We start from the raw sequence: 12047 nt of genomic DNA, 5'->3' as shown, positions 1-12047 counted from the left end.
TTCCGCGGGTGACCCGTGAGCCTCCTCGGCTTCGCCTGCGGGGTCTCACATTGGCCACTTCTCCCGCAGGAGTCTTCGTCTTCCACTCCAATCAAAAGCTGGATAGAATTCCTACAAAGAAGCATTATTTCATGATTTTTAAAATCTTCCTTTCAAATATTATATTTATTTCATTGCTGGTATTGACAATTTCCCCGAACTCTTTTCTCATTAAAAAAGCCGACCTTCACATATAAAGGTCAGCTTTCTCATATCATCATTTCTTACTGATTTTCTCAAATGCTTTTTCTGCAGCTTCGATTGTCTTAGTGATATCTTCGTCGCTGTGGGCAGTGGATAGGAAGAGTCCTTCGAATTGGGAAGGCGGTAGGAATACTCCTTCGTTTGCCATTTCGCGGTAATAATCAGCGAACATTTCTAAATCAGAGGATTTTGCCCCTTCATAGTTCTTCACTTCTTCATTTGTGAAGAATAATCCGACCATCGAGCCTGCACGGTTGATCGTATGAGGGATTCCATATTTTTCAGCCGCATTCTTCAGGCCTTCTTCAAGAAGGTCCGCTTTGCGCCCGAATTCTTCGTAGCTTTCAGGTGTCAATTGAATGAGCGTTTCATAACCGGCCGTCATCGCCAACGGATTACCTGACAGTGTCCCCGCTTGATAGATCGGCCCGCTCGGTGCAATCTGTTCCATGATTTCGGCTTTTCCGCCATACGCTCCTACAGGCAGTCCTCCGCCGATCACTTTTCCTAGACAAGTCAAATCCGGAGTCACATTGAAGTACCCTTGAGCACAGCCATACCCTACACGGAAACCAGTCATGACTTCATCAAAGATCAATAGTGAACCGTGCTGTTCAGTAATCTCACGCAATCCTTCAAGGAAACCAGGTTGAGGAGGAACGACTCCCATATTCCCGGCAACCGGTTCTACGATCACTCCTGCAATATCGTCACCATATTGCTCGAATGCATAACGGATGCTTTCAAGATCATTATATGGGACGGTGATCGTATTTTTCGCGACTCCCTCAGGTACTCCCGGACTGTCAGGCAGACCAAGGGTTGCTACACCGGAACCGGCTTTGATCAGCAATGAATCGCCGTGGCCGTGATAGCAGCCTTCGAATTTGATGATTTTATTCCGGCCTGTATACCCGCGTGCAAGACGAAGTGCACTCATCGTTGCTTCCGTTCCAGAAGAAACCATGCGCACGATTTCGATGCTCGGGACACGGTCGATGACCAATTGAGCCAGTTTATTTTCGATTTCAGTCGGTGCACCAAAGCTTGTCCCGCTTTCTGCCACCTTCTTGATCGCTTCCACCACACGGTCATTGCTGTGACCGAGGATGAGAGGTCCCCACGAAAGTACATAATCGATGTATTCATTTCCGTCGATATCATAGATCTTGGATCCTTTTCCTCTTTCCATGAAAATGGGATCCATTTTGACTGATTTAAATGCACGAACCGGGCTGTTTACTCCGCCTGGCATTAACTTCTTTGCTTCTTGAAACGCTTCTTGTGATTTTTCAAATGAACGCAATTCGATTTCCTCCTTTAAAGATATTCAGGAATGTTGAACTGGTTATTAGGACAGCCAGCCTGCTACGTCTTTTGCGAAGTACGTGATAATCAGGTCTGCCCCTGCACGCTTCATGCTCGTCAGTTTCTCCATCACGATTTCCTGTTCGTTGATCCAACCGTTTTCTGCAGCAGCTTTGACCATGCTGTATTCCCCACTTACATTATAGGCAACAACAGGTGCGTTGAAACGGTCCTTCACTTCTCTCATGATATCCATGTATGAAAGAGCCGGTTTCACGATCAGGAAGTCTGCTCCTTCTTCGATATCGGATTGTGCTTCCCGCAAAGCTTCCAGTCGGTTTGCCGGATCCATTTGGTACGTTCTTCTATCACCGAATTGAGGTGTGGAATGAGCCGCATCACGGAATGGTCCGTAGAAGCTTGAAGAATACTTGACTGCATATGACATGATCGGCACTTCTGTAAACCCGGCTTCATCCAAACCGTGACGGATCGCAGAGACAAAGCCGTCCATCATATTCGAAGGGGCAATGATATCCGCTCCCGCTTCCGCTTGGCTGACTGCTGTTTTTGCAAGCAGGTCAAGGGTCGGGTCGTTCAGGATTTTTCCTTCTTTTACAATCCCGCAGTGACCATGGCTTGTATACTGACATAGACAAGTGTCTGCGATGACAACCATTTCAGGGTAGAGTTCTTTCACAAAGCGTGTCGCTCTTTGAACGATTCCATGCTCATGATAAGCCTGTTTTCCGAGCTCATCTTTTTCGGCAGGCACACCGAATAGGATGATCGATTTGATTCCCAATGAAACGATTTCATCCAATTCAGCTTTCAGGTTATCCATTGAAATGTGGAATACACCCGGCATCGAAGATACTGCATTCCGGATATTTTCTCCTTCTACAACGAATAAAGGATAGATCAAATCTTCTTTTCTAAGATGTGTTTCCCTTACCAATGAACGGATATTTTCTGACTGTCTTAAACGGCGATGGCGATTAAACGTTAAGTCTTTCATTTAAAAACCTCCAATAGATAGGTATGATCATGGTTTATCTTTGGCTGCAGCAGCATACTGTATGATTTCTGTGACCATTTCATCTACAGTATACGTGTTTGGACATATTTTTACATGTAATCCGTACTCTTCTGCCGTCTGTTTGGTGAGAGGGCCGATACACGCCGCCGGAAGGTTCCTGATGTTCCCGTGCAGGGAAAAACTGTCGATTACCTTCATAAAATGATGGACGGTCGAGGAACTGGTGAAGGTCAAGATATCGACTCTTCCTTCTGAAATTACTTCCTTGAGCTTTATGATGTTTTCAGGTGGTAAAACCGTTTCGTATACGATCCACTCATCACAGTTGACCTCAGCTTCGGTAAGTTCATTGGCAATGACATTCCGCGCCAGATTTCCTTTAGGAATCAAGACATTTCCTGCAGGCTTCTGTTCAGAAATGAACTGATGGACAAAATCATCACCCGTAAAATCATCAGGCACGAATGAAACGGGCAGACCATGCTTTTCACAGAACTTTTCTGTTTTTGTCCCGACTGCAGCATATTTGATGGCAGAGAGTGTTTCTGTTTTTATGTTGTGATCCTTTAATTTATCAAGAAAAAATGCAACACCATTTTTACTGGTGAAAACGATCCATTCATAATTATGTAATGATGATAAGAACGAGTTTTCGGATGGATCATCATATGATTTGAAGTCAAGAAGGGGAGTCACTATAGGAATCCCTCCCTTGCCTTCAATAAGGGAGCTCAATTCATTGGCTCCCTCTTTTCCCCTGGTGATGAGTACCTTTATTTGTTCTAAAGGCTTTTCACCGTTCATTATTGATCAAGCTCCTCTTTCACTCTGTCAATGAGAGCTTTGGCACCTTGCCCGGTAAGGCTTTCCGCCACTTTTTCACCGACATTCTGAGGATTCGACCCTGTCATATATTCTTTATAAATCGTGCGCCCGTCCGGAGATGCCACAAGACCTGTCAGCGCCACTTCACCATTGTCTTTAACCTCTGCATATCCTGCAATCGGCACCTGGCAGCCGCCTTCCATTTTATGCAGGAACGCTCTTTCTGCCGTCACCGTAAGCGTTGTTTCTTCATCAGAGAATTGATTCAATAACTCCAAAAGCTCTTCATCATCTTCACGGCACTCGATTGAAAGTGCTCCCTGACCGACTGCTGGAAGACAAAGATCCGGATCAAGAAATTCAGTCACGACGTCACTTGTCCAGCCCATGCGTGAAAGCCCTGCAGCAGCAAGGATGATGGCATCATAGTCTTCATTTTTAAGCTTTGAAAGACGTGTGTCGATATTGCCCCGGATCCATTTGATTTCGAGGTCGGGACGCACGGATAGAATTTGTGCACCTCTTCGCAAGCTGCTTGTACCGACAATCGCCCCGGAAGGAAGATCCTTCAGTGCAACATGATTTTTACTGATGAACGCATCACGGTGATCTTCACGTTCTGGTATACATCCGATCGTAAGCCCTTCTGGCAATACAGCCGGCATATCCTTCATGCTGTGGACAGCCATATCGATTTCTTTATCCAGCATGGCCTGCTCGATTTCTTTTACAAACAAGCCTTTTCCGCCTACCTTGGAAAGAGTGACATCCAGGATTTGGTCGCCTTTTGTCACGATTTCTTTTACTTCAAATTCGTAAGAGGGGTCGATTGCCTTCAGCTGATCGATCACCCAATTTGTTTGTGTAAGTGCTAATTTGCTGCGTCTAGATCCTACAATGATTTTTCTCATAATAACCTCCTGAAAGCTTATGAATACCAGAAATGAAAGGATGAAAGCCGGCTCCCCAAGAAGAAATTGATCAAGATGATCAAGAAAGCCGCTACATTAAGCATTGCTAACGATTTACCGAATACATTCTTCTTTATTCGCAGATATAAGTAAGTACTGTATAAAATTAATAGAATGAATGATCCTATAATTTTCGGGTCATACAAAATGAAGTTTGGTAATTTAATAAAGGCCCATTGCATCCCCAGAATCAGACTGAGAAGAAGCATCGCGACCCCAATCGAATTTAGGATATAGGAAATCTTCTCTAGTTTGGACAAGTCACTGATTCTCCACAGCCTCTGCCCCCACTTTTTCTCTTTCAGCAGTTTGAACTGCAGCAGATAGAGCAGAGAGAATACAAAGGACAACGAAAATGCGCCGTACGACAGTATCGCCATCGTGATATGGATCAGAAGGAGCTCTGATACCAATTGTTCCGCCATCGCCTGCGATTCCACCTGCACAGGTGCGAAGGTATGAATGGCCATGATGATGAATCCCAGTACATTGGTGAAAAAGACGGTAAAGTCCACCCGGAGCAGCCGGTTGATCACCAGCGACAGGGTAATCAATACCCAGGCATAAAAATAAAGCCCCTCAAAAATCGTGAGGACTGGGAACCTGCCGGTATTGATCATGTAAAGAAATAAAAAAATTGTTTGAAGGACCCAAACAATTGCAAGTAACCAGAAGGCAAACAGATTTGCCTTCCGGTTTTTGTTTAAGAAATCTATAAAGTAAAACAGAATACTAATAGCATACAGAACAATCATCAGTTCGTGCAGCCTAGTCATCGTTTGTTCAAACATAGACAATAACCTCACTTACGCATGAAAAGAAGGTTGTGGAGTGAAATTCTTTTGACTCTCACTCTTTTCATTGGCTGCTTTCAGTTGTGTCTGTTCCTGCACTTGTTGTTCGATGTTGAAGATGGAAATGAATAAATCCAATTTATCTTCTGCATCAGGCAGGGCAGCAAGTTCTTTTGCTTGTGAAATCGGGTCTTTCAGCAATTGATTGATGATGCTCTTCGTATGTTTGCTCAATACTTTCCGCTCTCTGTCAGTCAAGTTCGGCATTTTGCGCTCGATGCTTTCCATCGTGTCAGCCTGAATTGATAATGCTTTTTGTCTCAGCGCCGAGATGACAGGAACAACCCCAAGCATATTCAACCAGTCTTTAAACGCAACAATCTCAGCTTCAATCATCAGTTCAATCTGTTCTGCTGCTTTTTTACGCTCAGCAAGATTGGCTTGGACGATTCCTTCCAAGTCATCGATGTCATAGAGGAAAACACTCTCTAATTCGCCGATGGAAGGGTCAAGGTCGCGGGGAACGGCAATATCAACCATGAAGAGCGGGCGCCCTTTACGCATGCGTTCCACGAAAGACATCGTCTCTTTCGAAATGACAAAGTCCTTTGCACCGGTGGAACTGATCAGGATATCCGCTTCCACGAGTGCACATTGCAGTTCCTGAAGGGTCTTTGCCTTTCCTTCGAACCGGTCGGCCAGGGTCTGCGCTTTCTCAAACGTACGGTTGATGACGGTTACCTTCGTTGCACCGCTGCCATGTAAGTTCTTGATCGCGAGCTCACCCATTTTACCTGCACCAAGAATCAGTACATGCTTGTTTTCAAGGCTGCCAAATACCTTTTTGGCAAGTTCGACCGCTGCATAGCTGACAGATACGGCATTTGAACCGATTTCCGTTTCCGAATGAGCTTTTTTCGCCACAGTCACAGCCTGCTTGAACAAATGATTGAATACCGTTCCTGTTGTTCCAGCTTCCTGTGCAGTGAGAAAACTTGTGCGGATCTGGCCGAGTATCTGCGTTTCACCAAGGACCATTGAATTCAAACCGCAAGACACTTTAAAAAGGTGTTCGACCGCTCCTTCTTGTTCATAAATGAACAAATACGGGGTGAACTCCTCTTTATCTATATCAAACCATTGTGATAAAAAATCTTTTATATAATAACGACCTGTATGAAGCTGATCGACTACTGCATATACTTCCGTTCTATTACAAGTGGAAACGATCACATTCTCCAGAATGCTTTTCTTTTCCTTCAATGCTCTCATAGCAAATGGCAGATCAGTTTCATTAAATGATAAACGCTCACGAATCTCGACAGGGGCCGTTTTATAATTTAAACCAACGACAATCGTATACATGCTATGCACTACACCCCCAATAAAATCATTACCTTTATTATAACATGTCCATCAAGGAACCTTTGTCCGTAAATGTGAACAGAAATTGAAACATGGTCATGTAATGTTGTACCATATAAAAATCAACAACAATTGTTGAACATTCACAGTCTCAACATTGAAAACCATTTCATTTCTCTTAAAATTCGACATTTCCTACTAATGTAGGTTAACAAAACAAGCTGAAAGAATCAAGTAATGGAAAGGATTCACACTATTTTCGGCGTATATAGTATGAGGAAAGCTCTTATCTTTCATTTTTCCTCAATCCCGCTAAAATAAACCTTAATCCTCACTCTGTATTTAGGAGAATATGGTTTAATTCATATAGAGCTTCCTTTGTACCGGGCTTGTACACAGAAATACTGCTTTAATGGAGGAATAACATGAAACAGCAAAGAATTTTCCCTGGTTTAATCTTGATAGGATTCGGATTATACTTTTATCTTCAGCAGGCGAACATTGTCTTATTTCAGCATTTTTTCACATGGCCTACACTTCTAATCATCGTAGGGATCGCATTTCTCGGGCAGGGATATAGGGGGCGTGAAAATGAAGCCATACTTCCGGGGACCATCCTTGTCGGCTTCGGACTTCATTTTCACGTGGTGAATAAATTGGAGATTTGGCCTGATCATATGGGGACCTTCATTCTGATCATAGCACTAGGTTTTTTACTGCGTTACCAGAAGACAAGAAACGGCTTGTTCCATGGCATCCTTTTTCTCGGCCTGTCTATTATTCTCCTATTCTCTGATAAAGCAGCCGGCTGGCTTGGGCTCATTGAGGGTAGCGTCGGTTCAGCTTGGGAGTTCTGGCCGATTTTCATCATTGCGATTGGCGTATACCTCTTATTCATAAGAAAAAAATAGTGCTTTATCCGTCATTAACATCCCGGCCTGCTCTTATTCGATCACTTTAGCGGCGGATCTTTCATTGCTAAGGGGAGGGGACATGCAGGCTGCAACATCAATGGATCCTCCCTCAATACTTTCTCACTCTGATATCCTTTAATTTTTGTTTTTGATGGTCCGGCCACCATGCACCACATTCATTGGAAACGACACATGCTGCGCATGTTTCCAAATCAAAAACCTTCATTCCTTTTATAGGGGGTGCATACAAATGCAGCGTGACAAGATTTTCACCGTCTCCCCTCTGCATTTTATGAATTCCCCTTTTCGGGGCAAAAAAGAATGAACCTTTTTGATAGGTTCGAGTAAATAACTCTCTCGGCAGAAGACCATCCTTCACTTCATAGACTGTATTCAGTGCCCCTCCATCCATTACTCTGATCCACCCTAAAGAATTCCCGTGATCATGCGGGGAGCATTCGATGTCCGACCAATTCATGACCAGCAGCTCTGCCTCTTCATTCTGATACAATAAGCGGCGGTAATATGGTTTTCCTTCCGGTGACTGAAGAAACGGCTTCAAATCTTCAAGACTGATTTCCAACGATTCCAGTGCTTCCTTCAGCTGCAGTGCGGAAGGGGACTTTATCCCATCCAAAATACTCACATTACGTTCATTCAATGTCATAGATATTCTCCTCTCAGACATAGATGGCTTGAACTGAATCTCCTGCATACTGCTCCTTCTCCAAGGTGAACATGATTACTTCCTTGCCCAAATGACGCGGCGAATAACGGACACCAATTGACCATTCACCATGATCACTCCTAATATGATTATGATTCCTCCCAATATACTTATGAAAAGAATCTTTTCATGGAGCAGAAGGACTGCCGCAATGAACGTGACCAGCGGCTCCAAATAAAGAAACATAGAAACCCTTGATGCTTCCATCACTTCAAGTGCTTTTGCCCAATACCAATATCCGACACCTGAGACAAAAATCCCAAGAAACAATATATGTGCCCATTCTGTATTAGTAAGGAAATCCATGTTTTCCCACCCCCTGTTCCTCAGCAGAAATGGGATGCTCAACAGACATCCAAGCAGACTCATATAAAAAGTGACGATGAGCGAAGGCAAAGGAACTCTCAATCTTTTCAACAAGACGGAATATACAGCCCAATTCAACGTGCTGAGGACCATCAGTATATAGCCGAAATTCACTTCAAAACCCGGAGACTGTCCGCTTCTTGCACTTGTCACCATCAATACCCCGATGATGGCAATAAGCATACCCGCCGACCGGAGCCACGTCATTTTTTCATGTAAAAAAAGCATCGACAGGATGACAGTGAAGACAGGTGAAAAAGATATCATCCATCCGGCAGCAGATGCATCTATGGATAATAAGGCTGTTGCCTGTATGACCTGATGTATAAAAACCCCCAATACAGAAAGCACAATCACATGCGGGATATAGCGTAGTGGAAGGGTCAAAGGATAACGTTTTATGACGAGTACTGCTAATAAAAATAGTGCACCGATCGCAAACCGGAGTGCGAGAAGGGTATAGGGCTCAATGGTATCGACTACAGCTTTGGTTGATACAAACGAAATCCCCCAGAAACTAATTGAAATCGCTGCGTAGAAAGATGCGGCGATAGTTGCCTTATTCATATTCATTATTTCCTTTCAGGTATTTATACCATCTTATGCATGTCCAATTAGAAAATGAGAGAAAGAGGAAGAAGCGGTCATCTAAGTCCGATACTCCATGTGGCAGGGATCAGACTTGTTTCATCTCATACAAAAAGCGCCTCAATTTAATTGAGGCGCTTCTCTTCAATCGCGTTATAGTACAGAGTCCAAAAATTCTTTCGTTCTTTGTTGTTTAGGATTGGAGAACATTTCTTTCGGGTATCCTTCTTCCACAATTCTCCCGTCATGCATATAAACGACGCGATCTCCTACTTCTCGGGCAAATCCCATTTCGTGGGTGACGACGACCATTGTCATTCCCTCAAGGGCAAGTTCTTTCATTGTAGCCAGCACTTCGCCGACCAGTTCAGGGTCGAGTGCGGATGTAGGTTCATCAAACAGCATGATATCCGGCTTCATGGCAAGGGCCCTTGCGATGGCGACACGCTGCTTCTGCCCTCCTGAAAGTTTTGAAGGATATACATTTTCTTTTTCTTCCAATCCCACCTTTTTCAGTAATTCCTTAGCATTCTTTTTCGCTTCTGCTTTCGGTACCCTCTTGACGTGAACAGGCGCTTCCATTACGTTTTCCAATACAGTCATATGTGGAAAAAGGTAGAAGTGCTGAAATACCATTCCCACTTTTTGACGGATCTTATTTAAATCATTTGTTTCCTGATTCACTTCTTCCCCTTCAAAAATCACTTTGCCATTATCCTTCAGTTCCAGGAAGTTCAGGCAGCGAAGCAAGGTGCTTTTGCCTGATCCACTGGCACCAATCAAGCAGACAACCTCACTTTCCCTTACACTCATATCGATATCCTTCAGCACATGCAAGTCCCCGAAGGATTTATTTAATTTTTCAACCTTGATCATTTCCTGACTCATATTCATCCCTCCGTATCGATTTAATCACTGACAGACATACGCTTTTCGATAATGTTCACAATCGTTGAGAATACCAGGACAAGAACCAGGTAATAGACTGCAACGATCAACAGGTACGTCATATAGTCGAAATTATTTGAGCCCAAGGTCGTCGCGACACTAAAGAGCTCAAACATACCGATAAAGGAAGCAAGAGATGAATCCTTTAAAGCGATGATAAACTGATTACCCAATGGCGGCAGTGCTCTTCTGAAGGCCTGCGGCAATATGATCCTTCTCATTGTCAACCCGTTGGACATCCCAAGGGAACGGCCCGCTTCCATTTGACCGCGGTCGATGGATTGAATGGCCCCCCTGAAGATTTCCGCAATATACGCCCCGTTATGGAAGGCAAGGCCTAATACGACTGACCAGAATCCTGAAATGTGCAGGGCAGTCAATCCAAAATAGAAAATGAAGATCTGTACGATCAACGGTGTCCCCCGGACGACGAAGATATATAAATCAGCCAGAAGCTCCAGCGGCTTCACTTTGGAAATCTTTAAAAATGCAAAAAATAGTCCGATTACAATGGCGATCAGTACGGAAACGATCGTCAATTGGAATGTTAACAGCATCCCTTTTAAAAAAATGTCATATGTATCTGCAAAGGTTTCGAGAAAATGCATGAATGTCCCTCCATTCAACTATTTGCGGTGTCTTTAGACCAAGCAGGCATGAGATAAAAAAAGCGAATGTGCACACGTAGCACATTCGCTTTCCATCATGCTGCGCTTACTCTTCCGGGTCTGTTGTGATGTCTGTATTAAAGTACTTTTCACTGATTTTCTTAAGCGTTCCATCTTCTCTGAGTTTTTCCAGAGCTTTGTTGATGTCTTCAAGCAGTGCTTCATTCTCTTTACCGACAGCGATCGCCTGTTCACTGCGGCCGATCAGTTCACGCGCTTCAACCTTCAAGCCTGAAGAAATCGCTTCTTTACCAGTGATGAAGTCTGTGATGACTGCATCATGCTTTCCTTTATTTAACGCTTCAAGTGCGACTACATCACTATCATATTGCTGGATGCTGTCTGTTACTTCCTTCGCAGTATCTGCATAAGTAGAACCTTTGGAAACCGCAATTTCTTTCCCTTCAAGGTCAGAAAGCGTTTCTACCGAACTGTCCGGCCGAACGAAAATTTGTGGCCCAGAGTAGTAATATGGAGTAGAGAAATCCACTTCCTTCAAACGGTCTTCCGTGATCGTATGACTTGCTACCGCTACATCGAATCGGCCTGACTTAACACCTTCAACGATTCCGGCAAACTTAAATTTCTTCTGTTCAGGTTCAAGACCCAATTCCTTGGCAACAGCTTCGGCCACCTCGATATCAAATCCGGACATCGAACCGTCGTCCTCCGTTACACTGAATGGCTTAAATTCCCCTGAAGCTGCATAAATCAGTTTTCCATCTTCCACGAGTTTTGCTCCGCTTTCCGTTGTCGCTTTACCGCCGCATGCGGAAAGGATAAGCACTAATACCAATACTAATAATCCTGTCAATTTCTTCACTCTTTGAAGTCCCCCTTTGGTATGTATTAATTTATATCTTTCATAATTGTATCAACAAAAGAGAAAATTCTCAAAATTCAAATACCCTTATAATTATTTATAATTGCGCATAATTAAAGGTGACGTTCACTGACCTTTCAAATGGACATGTATGCGTCATATTCCTTTCAAATCCTGTATATCCCTCTATACACTTAGGTACTTACTCCCTTTTACAGACGCTAATACAAAAAAGAACTGCTTCAATAGTTTGTCTTTCACTACTGAAGCAGTTCTTTTTTATTAGTCATAGAGTTGATGACTGTGTTACACCGCTGTTGGTTTCCGTGCAAGACTTCGCTCTCCGCGGGTAGCCCGTGAGCCTCCTCGGCAGGCCTGCGGGAAGAAAAGCGGAAGGGCTTTGCTCAGAGGCGTGTGGCATAAGGCAAATCGACCACGAAGGCGTTCTTTGCCTTCTTGGACGAGTTG

13 protein-coding genes are annotated in these 12047 nt (G+C 43.8%); 2 read left to right on the top strand and 11 right to left on the bottom strand.

The genetic code is table 11. The annotated features are described in order from the left end of the window. On the top strand, positions 1–236 hold a 236-nt coding region (locus tag AAEO50_RS20245; protein WP_341986172.1), incomplete at its 5' end, for a hypothetical protein. A gap of 20 nt (positions 237–256) precedes the next feature. On the opposite strand, the gene hemL is transcribed toward AAEO50_RS20245, so the two are convergent. The 6 genes from hemL to hemA are packed head-to-tail and all read right to left on the bottom strand — an operon-like array spanning position 257 to position 6545. Continuing rightward, on the bottom strand, positions 257–1549 hold the full coding sequence (hemL, locus tag AAEO50_RS20240; RefSeq protein WP_341986171.1) for a glutamate-1-semialdehyde 2,1-aminomutase: 1293 nt from the start codon (positions 1547–1549) through the stop codon (positions 257–259). A gap of 45 nt (positions 1550–1594) precedes the next feature. Then, positions 1595–2569, bottom strand: a complete 975-nt coding sequence (hemB, locus tag AAEO50_RS20235; RefSeq protein WP_341986170.1) for a porphobilinogen synthase — start codon at positions 2567–2569, stop codon at positions 1595–1597. Positions 2570–2596: 27 nt separating this feature from the next. Then, positions 2597–3394 (bottom strand): uroporphyrinogen-III synthase, encoded by a 798-nt coding sequence (locus AAEO50_RS20230; protein ID WP_341986169.1) that lies wholly within the window; start codon positions 3392–3394, stop codon positions 2597–2599. Beyond that, entirely contained in the window at positions 3394–4326 is a 933-nt protein-coding gene (gene hemC, locus AAEO50_RS20225; RefSeq protein ID WP_341986168.1) for a hydroxymethylbilane synthase, read from the bottom strand. Before hemC ends, AAEO50_RS20230 begins: the two co-directional genes overlap by 1 nt. A 17-nt stretch (positions 4327–4343) precedes the next feature. Next, positions 4344–5177: a cytochrome c biogenesis protein gene (locus tag AAEO50_RS20220; RefSeq protein WP_341986167.1), complete on the bottom strand. Its 834-nt coding sequence runs from the start codon at positions 5175–5177 to the stop codon at positions 4344–4346. Positions 5178–5192: 15 nt separating this feature from the next. Beyond that, positions 5193–6545, bottom strand: coding sequence for a glutamyl-tRNA reductase (gene hemA / locus AAEO50_RS20215; RefSeq protein ID WP_341986166.1), 1353 nt, complete (start codon positions 6543–6545; stop codon positions 5193–5195). 425 nt (positions 6546–6970) lie between these two features. Here hemA and AAEO50_RS20210 point away from each other — a divergent pair, with 425 nt between their 5' ends. Continuing rightward, positions 6971–7456: a LiaI-LiaF-like domain-containing protein gene (locus AAEO50_RS20210; protein WP_341986165.1), complete on the top strand. Its 486-nt coding sequence runs from the start codon at positions 6971–6973 to the stop codon at positions 7454–7456. A gap of 112 nt (positions 7457–7568) precedes the next feature. Here AAEO50_RS20210 and AAEO50_RS20205 read toward each other — a convergent pair whose 3' ends face one another. From AAEO50_RS20205 to AAEO50_RS20185, 5 genes are all read right to left on the bottom strand, one after another. Further along, positions 7569–8126 carry a cysteine dioxygenase family protein gene (locus tag AAEO50_RS20205; RefSeq protein WP_341986164.1) on the bottom strand — a complete coding sequence of 186 codons (558 nt, stop codon included), beginning with the start codon at positions 8124–8126 and terminating at the stop codon, positions 7569–7571. Between the two features lie 75 nt (positions 8127–8201). Beyond that, positions 8202–9125, bottom strand: coding sequence for a DMT family transporter (locus tag AAEO50_RS20200; protein WP_341986163.1), 924 nt, complete (start codon positions 9123–9125; stop codon positions 8202–8204). A gap of 168 nt (positions 9126–9293) precedes the next feature. Next, on the bottom strand, positions 9294–10028 hold the full coding sequence (locus tag AAEO50_RS20195) for an amino acid ABC transporter ATP-binding protein (protein WP_341986161.1): 735 nt from the start codon (positions 10026–10028) through the stop codon (positions 9294–9296). A gap of 20 nt (positions 10029–10048) precedes the next feature. Further along, positions 10049–10696, bottom strand: a complete 648-nt coding sequence (locus AAEO50_RS20190; RefSeq protein WP_175990850.1) for an amino acid ABC transporter permease — start codon at positions 10694–10696, stop codon at positions 10049–10051. Between the two features lie 106 nt (positions 10697–10802). Continuing rightward, a complete protein-coding gene (locus AAEO50_RS20185) occupies positions 10803–11579 on the bottom strand; it encodes a transporter substrate-binding domain-containing protein (protein ID WP_341986160.1) in 777 nt (258 codons plus the stop codon). Positions 11580–12047 lie beyond the last annotated feature (468 nt).

It is taken from the genome of Rossellomorea oryzaecorticis, assembly GCF_038405515.1.
Classification (GTDB): domain Bacteria; phylum Bacillota; class Bacilli; order Bacillales; family Bacillaceae_B; genus Rossellomorea; species Rossellomorea oryzaecorticis_A.
This window is presented reverse-complemented; position numbering and strand designations above follow the sequence as displayed.

Excerpts from the sequence above, each read along its gene's own strand:
- hemB (WP_341986170.1), bottom strand. The coding sequence starts at position 2,569 with ATGAAAGACTTAACGTTTAATCGCCATCGCCGTTTAAGACAGTCAGAA.
- AAEO50_RS20230 (WP_341986169.1), bottom strand. The coding sequence starts at position 3,394 with ATGAACGGTGAAAAGCCTTTAGAACAAATAAAGGTACTCATCACCAGG.
- hemC (WP_341986168.1), bottom strand. The coding sequence starts at position 4,326 with ATGAGAAAAATCATTGTAGGATCTAGACGCAGCAAATTAGCACTTACA.
- AAEO50_RS20220 (WP_341986167.1), bottom strand. The coding sequence starts at position 5,177 with ATGTTTGAACAAACGATGACTAGGCTGCACGAACTGATGATTGTTCTG.
- hemA (WP_341986166.1), bottom strand. The coding sequence starts at position 6,545 with ATGTATACGATTGTCGTTGGTTTAAATTATAAAACGGCCCCTGTCGAG.
- AAEO50_RS20210 (WP_341986165.1), top strand. The coding sequence starts at position 6,971 with ATGAAACAGCAAAGAATTTTCCCTGGTTTAATCTTGATAGGATTCGGA.
- AAEO50_RS20205 (WP_341986164.1), bottom strand. The coding sequence starts at position 8,126 with ATGACATTGAATGAACGTAATGTGAGTATTTTGGATGGGATAAAGTCC.
- AAEO50_RS20200 (WP_341986163.1), bottom strand. The coding sequence starts at position 9,125 with ATGAATATGAATAAGGCAACTATCGCCGCATCTTTCTACGCAGCGATT.
- AAEO50_RS20195 (WP_341986161.1), bottom strand. The coding sequence starts at position 10,028 with ATGAGTCAGGAAATGATCAAGGTTGAAAAATTAAATAAATCCTTCGGG.
- AAEO50_RS20190 (WP_175990850.1), bottom strand. The coding sequence starts at position 10,696 with ATGCATTTTCTCGAAACCTTTGCAGATACATATGACATTTTTTTAAAA.